This window comes from Stagnihabitans sp. (assembly GCF_964946895.1).
Genome location: NZ_CBBQHX010000006.1, coordinates 1 through 18,087 on the forward strand (window position 1 = coordinate 1; position 18,087 = coordinate 18,087).

Consider the following 18,087-nt stretch of genomic DNA (forward strand, 5'->3'; position numbering starts at 1 on the left):
CCGATGACGAAATACCGGATCAGTGGAGTTGAGGCGGAGGATTATCTTCAGCGTCTTATGCTGCGGAATGTCAGGAAACATTCGGTTGGCGGGGTGCAATACTCGATTTGGTGCGATGATGCGGGCAAGGTGCTGGACGATGGCACCCTGTTCCGGCTTGGGCCGCAGGAGTTCCTGCTGTTCTGTCAGGAACGCCATCTGCCCTGGCTGCTGGATTCGGCGCAAGGCTTTGCTGTCCGGGTGCAGGATCAGACCCCCGAACTGGCCGGCCTTTCGCTGCAGGGGCCATTATCTGCGACCATTTTGGCCAAGGCGGGGCTTGCGGTCGCCAGCCTGAAGCCCTTCCGGCTGATCCAACTGCCAATGGGCACCGGTCAGGTGATGATCTCGCGCACCGGGTTCACCGGCGATCTGGGCTATGAACTGTGGGTGACGCCCGATCTGGCGATGACCCTGTGGGACCGGCTGATGGAGGCGGGTGCGCCCTATGGCCTGCGCCCGGCCGGCAGCGATGCGTTGAACATCGCCCGCATCGAGGCGGGGTTTCTGATCGCCACGATGGATTTCATTCCGGCGCATCATGCGCTGCGCGAAGATCGGGCGCGGTCGCCGTTTGAACTGGGCTTCGGCTGGATGGTGGATTTCGACAAGGGGCCGTTTACCGGGCGGCGGGCGCTGGTGACGGAACGCGAAACCGGCTCGCGGTGGGCGCGCGTGGGCTTGGACATTCCGGGCAATGTGGCGGCAGAAGGGGCGCTGTTGTACCATCGGCAGAAGCATGAGGTGGGCCATGTCACCTCGGCGGCGTGGTCGCCGATCACCAAACGCTCGATCGCTTTGGCGGAGGTTGAGGCGAGCCATGCGCGGGGCCATGATGTCTGGGTGGAAATCTATGCGGAGCGGGAATTGCAGTATGCCAAACTGATGCTGCCGGTGACCGTGGTCGAACGGCCCTTCTTCAACCCGGCCCGCAAGCGCGCCACACCCCCGGAGAGGTTCTGATGCTGACGTCGCCCCTCATGGACCATTGCCCCGAAAGCCTGCCGCGCGAGGCTTATCTGTCACCCGATTGGTATGCACGGGAACTGGCGACGGTCTGGGCAGGCAACTGGGTGCTGGTCGGGCGCATCGCGGATCTGCCCAAGGGGCGGATGCGCGCGGTGACGGTGGCGGGCGCGCCGGTGCTGATCTGCCGCGATGGCGCGGGCGCGGTGACGGCGTTCCACAACGTCTGCCGCCATCGCGGGGCAGAACTGTGCAAAGGCGAGCGCGACATGGCGCGGCTGATCACCTGCCCCTATCACGCCTGGGCCTATGCCACGGACGGACGGCTGGTCTCTGTCGCCCATGCCACACCGACGGCAGATTTTGCAAAGGAACAGAATGGCTTGCTTCCGGTTCCTCATCTGATCTGGAACGGGTTTGTGTTTGTTGGCCTGGCCGGTGATGGCCCTTTGCAGCCCGATGTGGGCCTGCAGGCGCTGGACAGCTGGCCGATGGACCAGCTTGTCACGGGCCACCGCAGCGAAAGGCTGCTCAACTGTAACTGGAAGGTCTTCTGGGAAAATTACTCCGAATGTCTGCACTGCCCCGGCATCCATCCGGAACTACGTGAGATGGTTCCGGTTTATGCCAATGGAATCATGGCGTTGGAGGAAGTTCCTGCACCAACGGAAAGCGGCACGCGGCTGCGGGACGGTGCCACGACCTGGACAGCCTCGGGCGCGCCCTGCGGGCCAGTGTTCCCCAACCTGACCGAGCGGCAAAAGCTGGTTGGTGCGAATTTCGTCACCCTTTGGCCGACCGGATATATCGTGGCCCATGTCGACTATGTCCGTTCGGTGCGGCTGGAGCCGGTCAGCCCGGCGCAAACCCGGCTGGTGGCTGAATGGCATTTCAGCCCGCAAACCCTTGCCCAACCCGGCTTTGACCCTGCCGCCGTGGCCAGCTTTGCCCAACTGGTGCTGGATCAAGACGGCGATGCGGCCGAGATGAACCAGCGCGGCTTTGCCTCTCCGGCGTTCCAGGCTGGTCGGCTGATGCCGCAGGAATATGAAATCCACCGTTTTCACCAATGGGTTCTGGCCCAGATGGAGGACAAATGAACGATCTGCCGTTTCGCACCATTCCGGTGCCCAATGAATGGGACAGGGGCGGGTTGCCGGCCTGGACCTACCACTCCGACGCGATGTTAGCCTTGGAACGGGAAGAGATTTTCCTGAAAACATGGCAGGTTGTGGGCCATACTTCAGACATTCCGGCACCGGGCGACTGGCTGTCGTTTGATATGTTGGGCGAGCGTGGGCTGGTGATGCGGGGGCAGGACGGCATCGTGCGCGCCTTCCACAACCTGTGTCGCCATCGCGGCGCGCGGGTGGTTGATGGGGCGCAGGGCCATTGCAAGGGTGCGATGGTCTGCCCCTTCCACGGTTGGGTCTACAACACCGACGGCACGCTGCGGGGCGCTGCGGTGCCCACCAGCTTCGGGGCCTTTGATCGAACCAAGTTCGGCCTGAAACCGATGGAGGTCGAGATCTTCCACGGCTTCATCTTCCTGCGCTTCCACCCCGGCCCGCAGCCCGCGGTGGCCGAACTGTTGGCGCCCTACGACGCCGATTTCGCCGCCTATGATCTGGAAAACGTGCTGCCGGTGCCAACGCCGGATTGGGCCACCGACCTGCCGGTGAACTGGAAATCGGTGCGCGATGTGGACAACGAGGGCTATCACGTCGCCATGGCGCACCCCGGCTTGCAGGACCTTTATGGCCGCACCTACCGCGACCACACGCTGGACGGCGGGCTTTCGGTCTCCTTGGGCTATTTCGGCGATGTGCCCGGGCGGCTGTGGTCGGTGCGCCATTACGTGAAGCTGGCACCCGAGGCGCCTGCGCTGCCCAAGCATCTGCAAAAGGCGTGGAGCTATTACGGTCTGTGGCCGAATGCGGTGTTTTCCTTCACCCCGGAGTCCGTTCAGTTCTATCAGGAAATCCCGATCAGCCCCGGTCTGACCCGTGTCACCGGGCGGCTGTACCGTCGCCCGAACGAGACGCGCGCCCAAAAGCTGGCGCGCTATCTGGCCTACCGCATCGACCGCGCGACATCGGAGGAAGATCAGCAACTGTCGATCTGGTCCAACGAGTCGATGAAATCGTCCGCCTTCGAAGGCTTCCATCTGTCTGACCTGGAATACGGCGTGCGCCGCCATCACGACGGCCTGCGCAGCCTTCTGCCGGTCATGACCCTGCCCGAAGCCCCGGAGGAGAAGCAAATCGCCGTGATCAATCAGGAAATGCTTGGCAGACGTGCTGCCATGACGCAGGCTTAGACAAAACAGGCCAAAGGCCACGACAACCGGGAGAGTGTCATGAAACTAACGCGTCGCCGCCTGCTGGCGGGAGCAGGGGCCGGCTTGGCCGCCCCTTGGGTGCGCCCATCCTTTGCCGGATCGGGCAGCCTGAACATCTACAACTGGTCCGATTACATCGGCGAGACGACAATCAATGACTTCCAGTCCGAAACCGGGATCAACGTGGTCTATGACCTGTACGCCTCGGCCGAAGAGATGCAGGCCAAGATGCTGGCCGGATCGACCGGATACGACGTGGTGATCCATTCCGGCATGGCGCTGCCGCAGTTCATCAAGGCCAACATCTACCAGAAGCTCGACAAGACCAAACTGAAGAATTTCGGCAACATGGACCCGGCGATCATGTCGATCGTCAATGGCTTTGACCCCGGCAACCAATATGGCGTGCCCTATATGTGGGGCTCGGTCGGGTTCACCTTCAACATGGACATGGTCAAGCAGCGTCTGCCCGGGGTGGATCTGTCCGACATGTCGGTGATCTTCAAACCCGAGAATGCCGCAAAGCTGGCCGATTGCGGCATTTCGCTGCTGGATAGCCCCACCGACATCGGTTTCATGGTGCTGTCTTGGCTGGGGATCGATCCGTCCAATGCCGGGCCGGATGACTATGCCAAGATGGTGGCGGCGTTCAAACCGATCCGCAAATACATCTCGACCTTCGACAATTCCAACTACCTGACCTCGTTGCCCAACAAGGAACTCTGTGTGGCCAACACCTGGTCGGGCGATTATTCGGTGGCCAAATCACGGGCCAAGGATGCCGGCGTGACGCTGGACCTGCAGTATTTCGTGCCCAAATCCGGGGTGCCGGCCTGGATCGACCTGTGGTGCCTGCCGACAGACGCCAAGAACGTCGACAACGCCTATACCTTCCTGGACTACATGATGCGGCCCGAGGTGATCGCCAAATGCACCGATTTCACCGGCTATGCCAATGCCAACAAGGCGGCAACGGCACTGGTCGACAAGGCAATCACCTCTGACCCGGCGATCTATCCCGATGCCGAGACCCTCAAGCGGATGTACACGCCCAAACCCCAGACCGAAGAGCAGGAACGCGACCTGACCCGGGCTTGGGCAGAGATCAAGGCAGGTTGAGGTGGCCGAAACTCTGGTGCGGATCGAGGGCGTGTCGAAGTCATTCGGCACGTTCCAGGCGGTGAAGAATGTCTCGCTGGAGGTGGCCAAGGGCGAGATCTTCTCGCTGCTGGGCGGCTCGGGCTGCGGCAAGACCACGTTGTTGCGGATGCTGGCGGGGTTTGAAGCGCCAACCTCTGGCAAGATCTTCATCGACGGGGTCGATATGGGGGCCGTGCCGCCATGGGAACGCCCGGTGCACATGATGTTCCAAAACTACGCCCTGTTTCCCCACATGTCGGTGGAAAAGAACGTGGGCTACGGGCTGAAGCATGAAAACATGACGGCGGCCGAACGGCAGGCCCGGGTGCGCGAGATGCTGGATCTGGTGCAGCTGACCCAGTTCGCAACACGCAAGCCGCACCAGATCTCTGGCGGGCAGCGGCAGCGGGTGGCCTTGGCGCGGGCCCTGGCCCGGCAACCGAAATTGTTGTTGCTGGACGAACCTTTGGCAGCACTTGATAAGAAACTGCGTGAACATACGCAGTTCGAGCTGATGTCGATTCAAGAACGCACCGGCGTTACCTTCATCGTGGTCACCCATGATCAGGAAGAGGCGATGACCCTGTCGGACCGCATCGCCGTGATGGATCATGGCGTGGTCAAACAGGTGGGCAAGCCGGGACTTGTCTATGAATTCCCCAATTCGAAATTCGTGGCGAATTTCCTTGGGTCGATCAACGCCTGGACGGCCGAGGTCTTAGCAATTGGTGATGTGATCACCGTCGATGTGCCCGCCCTCGGGCATCAGGTGCAGGCGCGGGCGGTTCCGGGGCTGGCGGTGGGACAGACCCTGTCGCTGGCGCTGCGGCCCGAGAAGATCACCATCCACCGCAGCCCGGTCGAGGGGCTGAACGTGATCGCCGGCGAGGTCAAGGATCTGGCCTATTTTGGCAAGGACAGCCTGTACCGCATCGCCCTGCCTTCGGGGCAGCTGGTGTCGGTGCACGCCGTCAACGCCAATCGCGGCGGCGAGGAGGAGCGGCTGGCGGATTGGTATGACAAGGTCTGGCTGACCTTTGCCCCCGCCTCTGCCATCCTTCTGGTGGAGTAGGCGATGTTGTCCCGCTGGTTCAACCGTCGCGGCTGGTCGGATATGGTGATCGGGCTGCCATATGTCTGGCTTTTGATCTTCTTCCTGATCCCGTTCCTGATCGTCGTCGCGATGAGCTTTGCCACCCGCACCTCGACAGCACCTCCCTTTGGCTTTGGCGGGGACAACCCGATCTTCAACCTGACGGGCTACGCGCGGCTGTTCACCGACGATCTTTATGTGCGCGCCTTCGTGACCTCGCTGGTCAATGCGGCGGTGGCGATGGTGCTGTGTCTGGCGGTGGGCTATCCGATGGCGCTTGGCCTGACGCGGGTCGAGAAGGGGTGGCGGAACATCCTGCTGATGCTGGTGATCTTGCCGTTCTGGACCTCGTTCCTGCTCAGGGTCTATGCGTGGATGGGGCTTATGGGGGCCAATTCCTGGTTCAACCGGCTCTTGACCGAAGGCTGGAACTGGCTGGTGCCGCTGGATTGGGCGGTGACTTCGGTTCCCCTGATGCACACCAATTTCGCGGTCGTGCTGGTCATGGTCTACACCTATCTGCCCTTCATGATCCTGCCCTTGTACGCCAATCTGGAACGGCTGGACCCGACGCTGGACGAGGCGGCGATGGACTTGGGCAGTCGCCCCTTCGCGGTGTTCCGTGATGTGACCCTGCCGCAATCGATTCCCGGGATCATCGCGGGCGGCATGCTGGTGTTCATCCCGGCGGCGGGCGAGCTGGTGATCCCGACGCTGGTGGGCGATGCCTCTTCGCCGATGATCGGGCGGGTGATTTCGGATGAATTCTCCTCGGCCCGCGATTGGCCGATGGCCTCTTCGGTGGCGGTGGCTTTGTTGATCCTGATGGTTGGCCCCATGATGATCTACAGCCATTTCGAGGCCCGCGCGCAGACCAAGGAGAAATCCGAATGAAGCGCCGCAGCCCGTTCCTGTTCACCATGCTGGGCTTCGGCTTTGCCTTCTTCTACATCCCGATCCTGTCGATGATCGTCTATTCCTTCAACGCCTCGCGCCTTGCGACAGTGTGGGGAGGCTTCTCGACCAAGTGGTACGGCACCCTGCTGTCGAACGCGCAGGTCGGGCAGGCGCTGCGGCTGTCGCTGGAAATCGCCATCATTTCCTCGACCTGTGCGACGATCCTGGGAACCATGGCCGGAATTGCCTTGGCGCGGTTTTCCAAGTTCCGGGGCCGGACGCTGTTTTCCGGGCTGGTGACGGCGCCCTTGATCATGCCAGAGGTGATCACCGGGATTTCATCCCTGATCTTCTTCATCCTGATGGCCCAGTATATCGGCTGGCCAGCCTCGCGCGGGTTCACCACGGTGACGCTGGCGCATATCACCTTCTCGATGGTGTTCGTGACCACCATCGTGCAGTCCCGCATGCTGTCAGCCGACCGCGCGATCGAAGAGGCGGCGATGGATCTGGGCAGTCGCCCATGGCAGGTGATGAAGGACGTGACCTTGCCGGTGATTTCCCCGGCGATCCTGTCAGGTTGGCTCTTGGCCTTCACGATTTCGATGGACGATGTGGTGATCACCAACTTCACCACCGGGCCGGGGACAACGACGCTGCCGATCATGATCTGGTCCAAGGTCAAGTTGGGCGTCACCCCCGATATCAATGCGCTGGCCACGCTGATCGTGCTGGCCGTCGGGCTTTGCGTGTTGACGGCAGGGGTCTTGATGAACCGGGCCGAGATCAAGCGCGAACGGGACCGGCGGCTGGCTTACAGGGCGAACGAATGAGCGATATATCCCTTCCCCTTGGTGCCAAGGGGTCCGGTCGTGCCCGCTATGCGGCGGCGATGGAGTTGTACCAAAGTGGCAAGATCAGCCCGCAGGTGCTTGAAATCTATCGCATAGCCTCGGCTTTGGATGGGCAGGACCCCGAGCCGATGCTGGCCGAACTGGGGCTTGCGGCGGTGGAGGCTGCGGCCTCGCCCGAGGAAATCTTCCGCCGTCTGATCGAGGAAGCCGACCGCTATCTGGCGAGCCTGCCCGGCCCCGGCGTGGCCGAGGTGCGGGCTGGCCTCAACCGCTGGCGCGGCGGTCTGGTCATTCTGCGCCCCACGCCGCATCCGGTGATTGCCGCCCATCTGGGCGACGCCTTGGCCGAGGTTGCCAAGACCCATCTGGCCTTGGCGCAGGCCATTGCGGCGGCGGCACCCTACCTGACATGGCACCCCTATGACTCCTACCCGGTGGAGATGATTGGCGAGGCTTTTGCGAACGGCCAAGCCTATGCCTCGCTGATCGGGGAAGACGCCACCATTCCGGCCAAGGAGTACGACCTTGGCATCTTCCTGATCGCGCCCCACCTTCTATACCGCGACCACCACCACGCCGCGCCAGAGCTTTACGCCCCCCTCACCGGCCCCCATGGCTGGCGTTTCGGCCCCGGTACCGCGCTGACGGTGAAGCAAGCCCATGTCCCGGTCTGGAACGACCCCTTTCGGGTCCACATGACCAAGGTCGGCCCGGTGCCTTTCCTCGCCCTGTTTGGCTGGACGGCGGATGTGCGGGAAATCGCCATTGTGATCCCCGCCGACGATTGGGCGGAATTGGAAGCTTTGCGCCTTGGCTAGGTCAATAGGCTTGGCGCGAGCGGGGCGGGCCGAGCGAGAACTCGCGAAACTCCACCGCCAGCCCGGCGCGGCTGGGCGAACAGGCGGCGGGGCCGGCGGTGACGGTCAGATCCGGCGGGAAATACGCAAGGCGGAACATCATCCAATCCTCGCGCAAGCGGTATTGCACCCAGATCGCATCTCCGACCCGCGTCAGACGCAGGCCCAGATAGCCCGAGAAGCCCGGCAGGGGCATCTGCGACCAATCGGATTTTTCGTTGGTGACCACGGTCGCGAGATAGGGCCTGCCGCCGACATATTCGATGCCGGCCTTGATCCAATGTGCCGCATCGGCGCGGAGCATCAGGCCAGCCTGATCATATTGCGCCTGATACTCGGCGGCAAAACAGACCTCGACCGAAAAGTCCGGCGGGGTCGGGGCAAGATAGGCGTGGCCATTGTCATGGCGAAAGCCATAGTAGGTGTCGCGCCAGAAATCGCCCTGATCGCCGGTCACAAGGTTCAGCGTGCTTGCATCGCGGGTCACGAAGGGCGGCGGGTTCAGCCAGGTCATGCCATCAGGCCACATTGTCTTTCTCCCATGGGGTGGGGCCAGAATGACCGCTGACCGGCTGTTGATCAACGGCGATATCCGCACGATGGACCCCGCCCTGCCCCGAACGGATGCGATCTTGCTGCGCGCGGGCAAGGTGGCCGCGCTGGGAGAGGATGCGAAAGCCTCGGGTCTTCGGGGCGAGGATCTGGGCGGGCGGCTGGTGCTGCCGGGGTTTCAGGACGCGCATATCCACCTGCTGAACGGCGGCACCGATCAGGTCGAGACCGCACAGCTGTACGACGCCACAACGATCCCGGACTTGCAGGCCGCCTTGGGCAAACATGCGGCGGCTTGGACCGGTGAGATGGTCTGGGGCGCAGGCTGGCAATGTGGCTTTTTTGGCGACACCTCCCTGACGGCGGCGGTGCTGGACGCGGTGGTGCCTGACCGGCCCTGCCTGATCTACGATGGCAACTTCCACAACGCCTGCCTGAATTCCGTGGCTTTGGCGCGCGTGGGTGTCGGTGATGACACGCCGGACCCGCCCAACGGCCATATCGTGCGGCGAGATGGCAGGGCCACGGGCATGCTGCACGAAGAGGCGATCAACTGGGCTACCCGGCGCCTGCCGCGCAGCAGCGATGACACCTTGCGGGCGGGCCTGCGCGCCGGTCAGGCGCTGGCCAACCGGCATGGCATCACCGGCGTGATCGACCCGTGGATCCTGTCGCACCACGCCCGCATCTATGCGGCGGCCGCGACGGCGGGGGAGCTGACGCTGCGGGTGGCCGGTGCCATGCTGGTGACCAAGGCGGATAGCGTTGCCACCGCCACCTCACGCCTTGTGGCGCTGCGGGGCGCGCATCCGGGGCCGCTGTTCCACCTCAACGCGGCCAAGTTCTTTCTGGATGGCGGGCTGGAGAATCGCACGGCGGCGATGCTGGCCCCCTACGCCGATGCCAAAGGCGGCAACGCGCCCCTGATGTTCGCGCCAGAGCAGATCGCGGCGCTGTTCACCGCGCTGGATGCGCTGCGCTTTCAAATCCATGTGCACTGCATCGGCGACGCCGCCACCCGCGCCGCACTCGACGGGTTTGAGGCGGCGCGTCAGGCCAATGGCGTCTGGCCCAGCCTGCACCAGATCGCCCATGTCGAGGTGGTGGACCCTGCCGATCTGCCGCGGTTTGCCGCCTTGGGGGTGATGGCCAACCTGCAGCCCTATTGGGCAAGCCATGACCCGGTGATCCCCGATGACACGATGGCGATGATCGGCGAGGGCAGAGGCCCCTTCACCTACCCGTTCCGCAGCCTGATCGACGCGGGGGCCCCGTTCTGCATCACCTCGGACTGGGCGGTGACGACGCTGAACCCCTTCGCCATCATCGGCACCGCCGTCACCCGTGAACCGCCCCGCGCCCGGGGCAGGGCCGCGCCGTTCTACCCCGAACAGCGGATGCGCGTGGCCGAGGCCGTGCTGGGCTATACGCGCAACGCCGCCGCGGCCTGCTGGCGCGGGCATTTTACCGGCCAGCTGTCGTCCGGCTTCTCTGCCGATCTGATCGTGCTGGACCGCGACATCTTCTCCTGCGATCCTTATGCGATTGCTGAAACCCAGGTCTGTGAAATGCTGTTCATGGGCCAAACCGTCCATCAAGCCTGAAGGAACCCCGATGCGCGACATCACTGCCGAGGACCGCAAGGTCGCCAATATCCACACGGCCCCCTTCGTGCCCTTCGTCTATCCCGACGGCGAGGCCTTGGGCGATGCTGTTCTGCAATTGAACCCTGACGAAGCCTTGGGCACCGGCTTTCACGTCTACCGCATGCCTGCCGGCATGACGACGCGCGGCCACCGCCACAACGGCCACGAACAGTTCCTGATTCTGGAGGGCGAGCTGCACGAGCCCGATGGCACGATCCTGAAGGCGGGCGATCTGGTGTTCTACCGGGACGGGTCCGAACACAATTCCTACACCCCGCATGGCTGCCTTTTGGCAGTGCATATCGCCGGGCCAGAGTTCGCGGTGGACTGAACGCGCCGTGGACAGAGTTCGCCAAGGCGTGAGGCTGAGGTCTTGCCTTGGCCCGAAAGGGGCGCTATGACACCCGAACCTTGACGGCGGCGAGTTGGCGGAGAGGTTACGTACCGGATTGCAAATCCGTGTAGACCGGTTCGATTCCGGTACTCGCCTCCACCCATCCCCTAGAGATATTTGTGAAACGCCAAGGCGGTCAGGCAGACAGCCCAGGTCAGGATGACCCCCCGCACCCAGGTGGCGGGCAGGCGTTTGGCGACACGGACGGCGATATAGCCGCCGGCAATCGCGCCGCACATCATGATCAGCGAGGGTCCCCAGCGGATGATGCCGGACCCGATGAAGATCGCGATGGCCACAAGGCTGGACACGGCGGTGGTGATGTTGCGCACCGAATTGCCCTGATGGATCGTCATGGTGGAAAAGACGCCGTAAATGGCGAACAGGATGATCCCCATGCCAAGGCCGAAATAGCCGGCGTAGACATAGACGCAGAATTCAAGCGTCAGTTGTAGCCAGGTCCAGTGGTCGCGGTTGAAGGTGGGATGGGATTCGACGGCGGCCTTGATCCGGGGGCCGATGGCGAAAGAGGTGGTGGCGAACAAGAGAAGCCAAGGTATCGCCGACTGAAACGACGCCTGCCCGGTGTGGGTCAGGATCTCGGACCCGATCAGCCCGCCAAAGGCCGACAAGGCCAGCCTGAGGCCGAGGTTTTTCTTCATCGTGGCGAGTTCCTTGCGGTAAACCCAGGTGCCGACGATGTTGGCGGGCAGCACGGCTACGAAGTTGGAGGCGTTGGCCTCGACCTCTGTCATCCCCGCCGCCAACAGCAGGGGGAAGGTCATGAACCCGGCGCCTCCGGCGATGACATTGATCACACCGGCCAGAAGGCCGCCGAAAAACAGCAGAATTGCTTCGTGGATCGCCATGGTCCCCCCGGATTTGCGCGCGCACCATGGGACTGCGGTCTGCCGGGGGCAAGCCCTGCCCTTTGCAAATGCCCGGGATGCGGGTCTACTGGGCCTTCATCGCAGCGATTCCCGAGGACGCCATGGATTCCACCGAACTGCTACGCCACGCCCCGTTTTCGCTGGATCAGGCGGCGATTGACTGGGTCACGGCCACCAAGGCCGCGTTGACCGATGCGGAAAAGGTCGGGCAGTTGTTCGTGTTCCACTCGATGGGCCAGGATCCAGGGGAGTTGGCGGCTTTGGCCCGGTTGAAGCCTGCCGGGATCACGCGGAACTTCTCGTCCGATCTGGAGTATGAGGCCGGGTTCATCGACGCGGCACAGGCGGCGGCGTCTGTGCCGCTGTTCGTCTCGGCCGATCTGGAGGGCAGCCGGATGTCGCTTGCGGTGGGGACAGAGGTGCCCAACCCGCTGGCCTTGGCGGCGGTGAATGATCTGGCGGCTTCGACCACCATCTCCACCATCATGGCCGAAGAGGCGCGGGCGATCGGCATCAACTGGTCTTTCACCCCGGTCATCGACATCAACCAAGCCTTCCGCAGCGCCATCGTGGCAACCCGCGGCTTTGGCTCCTCGGTTGAGGTGATCGAGCAGCAGGCCTTGGTGCAGATTGCGGCATTTCAGGCGGCGGGGGTGGCGGCGACGGTCAAGCACTGGCCCGGCGAGGGCTACGACGACCGCGACCAGCATCTGGTGACCACGATCAACCCGCTGTCGAAAGACGCATGGGAGGCGAGCTTTGGCCGCCTGTACCGGGCGGCGATTGCCAAGGGTGTGATGTCGGTGATGTCGGCGCATATCGCCCTGCCCTCGTATATTCTGGCGCAAAACCCCGAGGCCGGGGTCGAGGCCTATCGGCCCGCTGCCGTGTCCAAGGCGCTGAACCTTGACCTGTTGCGCGGCGAACTGGGTTTCAACGGCCTGATCGTGTCGGATGCCACGCCGATGGCGGGCTTCGGCGCCTGGGCCCCGCGCAGCGAAATGCTGCCCGAGGTGATTGAGAACGGCTGTGACATCATCCTGTTCTCTCGCGATGCCGAGGCGGATGTGGCGCTGATCACGGCGGCGGTGGCGGATGGACGGATCAGCGCGGCGCGGCTGGATGAAGCCCTGACGCGGGTTCTGGGGCTGAAGGCTTGGGCGGGGCTGCACAAGGGGGCCGGCAAGGTCAACCGGGCCGCTTTGGCGCGGGCGGAGAACCGGCAGGCCGCGCTGGCGGTGACGCAGCGCGCGCCGACGCTGGTCAAGGATGTGCAGGGACTGCTGCCGCTGTCGCCTGCCCGGCACAAGCGGGTGCTGGTGGTCACCTCGGGCATCGTGGTGCCGTTCTTTCCGCAGCCGATCCCCTTTGATTTGCCCGACATGCTGAAGGCGGAAGGCTTTGAGGTGACGCTGCACACGCCCGGGATGGTCCCGAAGGCCGAGGACTATGACCTGATGCTGTATCTGTTCGGCGAGGAAACCCTGCTGACGCGCGGCCGCATCTTCCTGGACTGGCTGAAGATCACCGGCCATTTCGGCGCGGCGATGGCGCGGCATTGGCACGAGATTCCGACGCTGATGGTGTCGTTCGGCTATCCCTATTACCTCTACGATGCGCCGCGCGCGCCGGCTTATGTGAACGCCTATGCCACGATGCCGTCGATGCAGCAGGCGGTGGTGGAATGTCTGCTGGGCCGTGCCGCGTGGAACCCCAACAGCCCGGTCGATGCCTTCTGCGGGCTGCCGGATGCGCGGTATTAGGCGGCCAACCAATCGAAGATCTGCGCCAGACACAGGGCGCCGTAATCGGCATTCATATGGCCGTTTTGCGGCTTCACCCCTTCGGTGATCAGGATCGGGGCCTGCGAATAGGCGTCCTTGGTCAGGCCGGATGCCGCGAGGCTGGCATCCGGCACGCCCAACAAGGTGCCACCCAGTCCGGCGACGCTGCAACCAAGGGCTGCGTCGGTCAGGGCCAGGGCGGCACGCAGGCCGGTGGTATCTTCGCCCAAAGCCTTGAAGAACGGGTCTTTCGTCCGCGTCACGACGGCAGTTTCGCTCAACCGAGGGGCGAGACAGAGCCCAACCTTGCACCAGGGCGACAGGTCCTTGATCCGCCCGGTGGGCAGATGGCTTAGGCCGATGGCGTGCGAAAACGCCAGATAGGCGGCCTGGGACATGCGGGGACGATCCAGCGGCGCCTCGCGGATATCGTCGATCCTGTGTGCTGCCAAAAGACGCAGGATGTCATGGGTCCGCAGGCAACCTGCAATCAGCACATGGCTGTAATCGGACAGGTTGCGCACGGTGGCACCGTTGATCTCACGCGTCATCGGGATCATCTTGGCCGGCACTAGGCTTTCGTCCAACAGGCCAAAACGCCCGTCAGAGGCGGTCAGGAAATGTGGGAAGTAGTCGGCGGCGATGTTCAGGAAATCGACCTCAAGTCCCAAGGGCCGGTCCGTCATGCCATTCCACGCCACCCGCATCGCCCCAGCATGCGAGTTGCCGGTGATCAGCAGCCGCCTCATCTTTGCAGCCCCTCAAGCAAGGCCTCTTCGCAGGCGAGTGCGGCTTCGGCGTCTGCCGCGCCGGGCGGGGCTGGCGTTTGCAAGGCTGTGTCAAACCCATGGGCATGCAGGAACATCGACATGGCGGCGGCGACACCCTGTTTTGTGACCGACCGTTTGTTCGTCTCGAAATACACGCCGCGGTTGTTGGCTGAGGTGATGATTTCGTAGGACGGGAAGTAATCCACGTTCGGGAAGGTATCGGCCAATTCCCCGCAGACGGCCCGCAGAACGGCCTTGGACTGCGCCGTTGCCACCTCGACATGTTTGCCAGAGGCGGTGGCCGTCAGCGGAACCGGCGAGACGGTCACGACAAAGCGCATGCCCGAGGGTTTCAGCGCCATCATCTTGCGGCGAAAGGCTTTGAAGTCATTCAGGATCTCGTTGAACGTATAGTTCCTGAACTGAAAGACCTGTGGATCGTAATCGCCTGCCAGCGTGCCGGGGGCGGTGGGATAGACGGTACCGGTGGCCTTGTGAACCCAAGCCTCGGTCAGGCCGAAGGTGAAGACAAAGACATCTGCAGCGCCAAAGGCCCGGCGCACGGCGTCAAGATGCTGGTCCCGGTGCTGGCGCACCAGATCGGCCGAGGGCAGGCCATCCGGTTCGACATTGGGGCGGAATGCATCATGAAAGCGCCCATCCTTCTGCCAGATCGGCGCAGCGGGCACCACCTCGCCGGTCGCTTCATCCCAAAGCTGCACAAGTTGGCGGGCGGTGTAGATGTTGCCGTAGCGGGCGGAATAGAGGCCATAGCCAAAGCGCGTCAAAAGATCGTCTGGGACGCCTGCGGGTCCGGGTTCTGCATCCAGCACGTTGCACCCTGCCGCGCGCAGGCTGCGCCCGATGTGCTGGGCAAAGCAGGAACCCGCCGTCACGATCACAGCCCGTTTGCGGATCTGGAATTTCGCCTTGTAAAGCGCGCCCGGATCAAGGGGCGACCTTTCGCCCACGGCGCTGCGCCAGAAGGCGGAGTCGGGCAAATTGTCATAGGGCGAAGGCATTCCGCCGCTCCAATGCAAACCAGCATGGCCGAACTAGATCACAGAGCCAGTCCGCATGCCATCCAAAACGATCAGACCGAAACCTCGGCCCTGAGCACGTCTTGCGTGATCTGGGCACGGCTGCCCTGCAGGGCCACCGCGCCCCGGCGCAGAACGTAGAACTGATCGGCAAGGCCATAGGCGAAGTCGAAATACTGCTCGACCAGGATGATGGCGATGTCGCCCTTGGATTTCAGGTAAGTGATGACGCGGCCGATCTGCTGGATGATGTTGGGCTGGATGCCCTCGGTCGGCTCATCCAGCAACAGGACGCGTGGCCGCATGATCATGGCGCGGGCAATGGCAAGCTGCTGTTGCTGACCGCCCGAAAGGTCGCCGCCGCGACGGCGGGTCATGTCTTTCAGGACCGGGAACAGGTCGTAGATTTCGTCCGGCACCTTGTGATCTGCCTTGGGCAGGACGGCGTAGGCGGTCTCCAGATTTTCCCTCACCGTCAGCAGCGGGAAGATCATCCGGCCCTGCGGGACGACCGAAACCCCTCGGCTGGCCATGTCCTGCGGGCGCAGGCGGCCAAGGGTCTCGCCGTTCAGGATGACCTCGCCACCCGAGCGCATGTGCGTGCCCGCCAGCGCCTTGAGGAACGAGGTCTTGCCCACCCCGTTGGTGCCCATGATGCAGGTCACCTCTCCGACTTTGGCGGTAAAATCAATGCCATGCAGGATCTGGCTTCCGCCGTAATGCAGGGTCAGAGCTTTGGTTTCGATCATTGGCGCAATCCTTCAGCCGCGGCCCAGATAAACTTCGATGACGGCAGGATTCTTGGTCACATGGTCCAGCGTGCCTTCGGCCAGAACCGAACCTTCGTGCAGAACCGTCACCCGGCAGTCGAGGCGGCGGACAAAGTCCATGTCGTGTTCGACAACCACGACAGCTCGGGACTTCGCGATCTCGACCAGCATGGCCGTGGTCAGTTCGCGCTCGGCCAGCGTCATGCCGGCGGCGGGTTCATCCACCAGCAGCAGGCGGGGTTCCTGCGCCAGCAGCATGGCGATTTCCAGCCATTGTTTCTGACCATGAGACAGTTCGCCCGCCTTGCGCGGCAAGGCATCCGTCAGGCCGACCTGTGCGGCCAAAGCCTCCACCCGTTTGCGGCCTTCGCCGGTCAGGGCGAACCGCAGGGCGGCGAAGGGGCTGCGCGGGGATTTCAGCGCGAGGACGAGGTTTTCGGCAACCGACTGGTCTTCAAACACCGTCGGGCGCTGGAACTTGCGGCCGACGCCGGCGCGGGCGATAGCGGCCTCGGACAGTTTCAAGAGCGATTGCCCCTTTTCACCGAAGGTGACGGTGCCGGCGTTGGGTTTGGTCTTGCCGGTGACGATGTCCATGAAGGTGGTCTTGCCCGCGCCATTCGGGCCGATGATGGCACGCAACTCGGCCGGGCCGATACTGAACGACAGGTTGTTGATCGCCTTGAAGCCGTCAAAGCTGACCGAAACGCCGGAGACTTCGAGAAGCGCGCTCATTCCACGGCCTCCTGTTCCTGCAGGCTGCCGTCATCGGGGCCAAGGGGCGCTCCCTTGCGGTCGGGTGTGTGCAGACCCTGAACGCGGTCAAACAGGCCGCCAATGCCCTTGGGGGCCCAGAGGGTTACGCCGACGAAAGACAGACCCAGAAGCACCTGCCACCAATCAACCCAGTCGATGGTGTAAAAGCCCAATGGGATGGAAGGCGCGCGGCCCCCGGTGAACCAGCTTGAGAGCAGGGATACGAAAGCGGCACCGATAACCGAGCCGTAAAGTCGCCCCCTGCCCCCGATGGCGACCCAGACGGCAAGGTAGATCGACGCGATTGGGGCCAGTTCGGCGGGGTTGATGATGCCGGCTTGCGGGTAATACAGCGCTCCGGCGAGGCCGCAGATCACGGCGGTGATGGTGAAGACGAACAGCTTGTAACCCTCGACCGGGTAGCCAAGGAAGCGAACCCGCGCCTCGTCATCGCGGATGGCGCGGATGACGGACCCGAATTTACCGGAGACGACCCAGCTTAGGAGGATGTAGGCGAGGGCCAACGCGACGGCGGAAGCCCAGAAGAACCAGATCGACAGCAGGTCTTGCGAGGTCGCGGCAAGGCCCGGCAGGTTTTGCAGGCCAGAGAGGCCATTGTTGCCGCGCAGGCCGCTGTCGTTCTGGAACAGGTACAGCGACAGGGCGAGGGTCATGGCTTGGGTCAGGATCGAGAGGTAGACGCCCGTGACGCGGCTGCGGAAGGCCAGCCAACCGAACACATAGGCGAGGACGCCGGGGACCAGCACAACGAGGGCCAGTTGCGCGGGGAGCGAATGCGCAAAACTCCAGATCACCGGAATATCCGACCCGCCGACCACGCCGAAAATCTGGGTGCCGACGCCCTTGGCAATCTCTTCCGCCGTGGCGGGGATCGGGCCGGAGGCAAGAGACTGGACGACGATGTCCTCGGTCCGGGCATACATGAGCCACTGGCCGATCATGTAGCCCCCCAAGGCGAAGAACGCCATGTGGCCAAGCGACAGGATGCCGGTGTAGCCCCAGACGATGTCCATCGCGAGGGCCGCAAGGCAGAGGCAGAGGGTTTTGCCAAGCGTTTTCACGAAGGAGGTCGACATCGCGCCCATGCCGAAAGCGGGGCTGAGGGCGGTGACGGCGACGCTCAGGACGATGAGGGCGAGAAGGAACCACAGCACGGACGGGTTGCGGGCCAGAAAGCCCCTCGGCGTGAAGGTGGCCGACGCGCGGGGGCCAGCCCCCGCACCCCCGGGATATTTGGACCTGGATGAATGGGAAACAGAGGGCGTGGTTTCGGTCAT

The 18,087-nt window shown here is 63.4% G+C and carries 18 protein-coding genes and 1 tRNA gene; 12 read left to right on the forward strand and 7 right to left on the reverse strand.

Features of this window, described 5'->3' with window-relative positions:
• The 8 genes from AC1Y2B_RS05410 to AC1Y2B_RS05445 form a co-directional block, all read left to right on the forward strand.
• Positions 1–1,002, forward strand: a 1,002-nt coding sequence (locus tag AC1Y2B_RS05410) for an aminomethyl transferase family protein (protein ID WP_482252043.1), incomplete at its 5' end; no start/stop codon positions are given.
• Positions 1,002–2,105, forward strand: a complete 1,104-nt coding sequence (locus AC1Y2B_RS05415; protein ID WP_482252044.1) for an aromatic ring-hydroxylating oxygenase subunit alpha — start codon at positions 1,002–1,004, stop codon at positions 2,103–2,105. The genes AC1Y2B_RS05410 and AC1Y2B_RS05415, both read left to right, overlap by 1 nt.
• Complete coding sequence (locus AC1Y2B_RS05420) at positions 2,102–3,325, forward strand: aromatic ring-hydroxylating oxygenase subunit alpha (RefSeq protein WP_482252045.1); 1,224 nt, start codon at positions 2,102–2,104, stop codon at positions 3,323–3,325. The genes AC1Y2B_RS05415 and AC1Y2B_RS05420 overlap by 4 nt, the downstream gene beginning before the upstream one ends.
• A 39-nt stretch (positions 3,326–3,364) precedes the next feature.
• Positions 3,365–4,465, forward strand: a complete 1,101-nt coding sequence (locus tag AC1Y2B_RS05425; protein ID WP_482252046.1) for a polyamine ABC transporter substrate-binding protein — start codon at positions 3,365–3,367, stop codon at positions 4,463–4,465.
• Position 4,466: 1 nt separating this feature from the next.
• Entirely contained in the window at positions 4,467–5,558 is a 1,092-nt protein-coding gene (locus AC1Y2B_RS05430; RefSeq protein ID WP_482252047.1) for an ABC transporter ATP-binding protein, read from the forward strand.
• A gap of 3 nt (positions 5,559–5,561) precedes the next feature.
• Complete coding sequence (locus AC1Y2B_RS05435; protein ID WP_482252048.1) at positions 5,562–6,473, forward strand: ABC transporter permease; 912 nt, start codon at positions 5,562–5,564, stop codon at positions 6,471–6,473.
• Complete coding sequence (locus AC1Y2B_RS05440) at positions 6,470–7,309, forward strand: ABC transporter permease subunit (RefSeq protein WP_482252049.1); 840 nt, start codon at positions 6,470–6,472, stop codon at positions 7,307–7,309. The genes AC1Y2B_RS05435 and AC1Y2B_RS05440 overlap by 4 nt, the downstream gene beginning before the upstream one ends.
• Positions 7,306–8,148, forward strand: coding sequence for a dimethylsulfonioproprionate lyase family protein (locus AC1Y2B_RS05445; RefSeq protein ID WP_482252050.1), 843 nt, complete (start codon positions 7,306–7,308; stop codon positions 8,146–8,148). Before AC1Y2B_RS05440 ends, AC1Y2B_RS05445 begins: the two co-directional genes overlap by 4 nt.
• A gap of 1 nt (position 8,149) precedes the next feature.
• Here AC1Y2B_RS05445 and AC1Y2B_RS05450 read toward each other — a convergent pair whose 3' ends face one another.
• Positions 8,150–8,716, reverse strand: coding sequence for a DUF1349 domain-containing protein (locus AC1Y2B_RS05450; RefSeq protein ID WP_482252051.1), 567 nt, complete (start codon positions 8,714–8,716; stop codon positions 8,150–8,152).
• A gap of 28 nt (positions 8,717–8,744) precedes the next feature.
• Here AC1Y2B_RS05450 and AC1Y2B_RS05455 point away from each other — a divergent pair, with 28 nt between their 5' ends.
• The 3 genes from AC1Y2B_RS05455 to AC1Y2B_RS05465 all read left to right on the forward strand — a co-directional run bounded on the left by AC1Y2B_RS05455 (position 8,745) and on the right by AC1Y2B_RS05465 (position 10,878).
• Positions 8,745–10,343, forward strand: a complete 1,599-nt coding sequence (locus AC1Y2B_RS05455; RefSeq protein WP_482252052.1) for an amidohydrolase — start codon at positions 8,745–8,747, stop codon at positions 10,341–10,343.
• A gap of 10 nt (positions 10,344–10,353) precedes the next feature.
• The gene (locus AC1Y2B_RS05460) at positions 10,354–10,716 is read left to right on the forward strand and encodes a cupin domain-containing protein (RefSeq protein WP_482252053.1); all 363 of its coding nucleotides are present in this window, start codon (positions 10,354–10,356) and stop codon (positions 10,714–10,716) included.
• Positions 10,717–10,804: 88 nt separating this feature from the next.
• Positions 10,805–10,878, forward strand: a tRNA-Cys gene (locus AC1Y2B_RS05465).
• Between the two features lie 8 nt (positions 10,879–10,886).
• On the opposite strand, the gene AC1Y2B_RS05470 is transcribed toward AC1Y2B_RS05465, so the two are convergent.
• Entirely contained in the window at positions 10,887–11,648 is a 762-nt protein-coding gene (locus AC1Y2B_RS05470) for a sulfite exporter TauE/SafE family protein (RefSeq protein ID WP_482252054.1), read from the reverse strand.
• Positions 11,649–11,725: 77 nt separating this feature from the next.
• Here AC1Y2B_RS05470 and AC1Y2B_RS05475 point away from each other — a divergent pair, with 77 nt between their 5' ends.
• Entirely contained in the window at positions 11,726–13,432 is a 1,707-nt protein-coding gene (locus AC1Y2B_RS05475) for a glycoside hydrolase family 3 protein (RefSeq protein ID WP_482252055.1), read from the forward strand.
• Here AC1Y2B_RS05475 and AC1Y2B_RS05480 read toward each other — a convergent pair.
• The 5 genes from AC1Y2B_RS05480 to urtC form a co-directional block, all read right to left on the reverse strand.
• Positions 13,429–14,202, reverse strand: a complete 774-nt coding sequence (locus AC1Y2B_RS05480) for a hypothetical protein (protein ID WP_482252056.1) — start codon at positions 14,200–14,202, stop codon at positions 13,429–13,431. The two genes, AC1Y2B_RS05475 and AC1Y2B_RS05480, sit on opposite strands and share 4 nt — an antisense overlap.
• Complete coding sequence (locus tag AC1Y2B_RS05485; protein ID WP_482252057.1) at positions 14,199–15,245, reverse strand: GSCFA domain-containing protein; 1,047 nt, start codon at positions 15,243–15,245, stop codon at positions 14,199–14,201. Before AC1Y2B_RS05485 ends, AC1Y2B_RS05480 begins: the two co-directional genes overlap by 4 nt.
• 71 nt (positions 15,246–15,316) lie before the next feature.
• A complete protein-coding gene (gene urtE, locus AC1Y2B_RS05490; RefSeq protein WP_482252058.1) occupies positions 15,317–16,012 on the reverse strand; it encodes an urea ABC transporter ATP-binding subunit UrtE in 696 nt (231 codons plus the stop codon).
• Between the two features lie 12 nt (positions 16,013–16,024).
• On the reverse strand, positions 16,025–16,768 hold the full coding sequence (gene urtD, locus AC1Y2B_RS05495; protein ID WP_482252059.1) for an urea ABC transporter ATP-binding protein UrtD: 744 nt from the start codon (positions 16,766–16,768) through the stop codon (positions 16,025–16,027).
• Complete coding sequence (gene urtC, locus AC1Y2B_RS05500) at positions 16,765–18,087, reverse strand: urea ABC transporter permease subunit UrtC (protein ID WP_482252060.1); 1,323 nt, start codon at positions 18,085–18,087, stop codon at positions 16,765–16,767. The genes urtD and urtC overlap by 4 nt, the downstream gene beginning before the upstream one ends.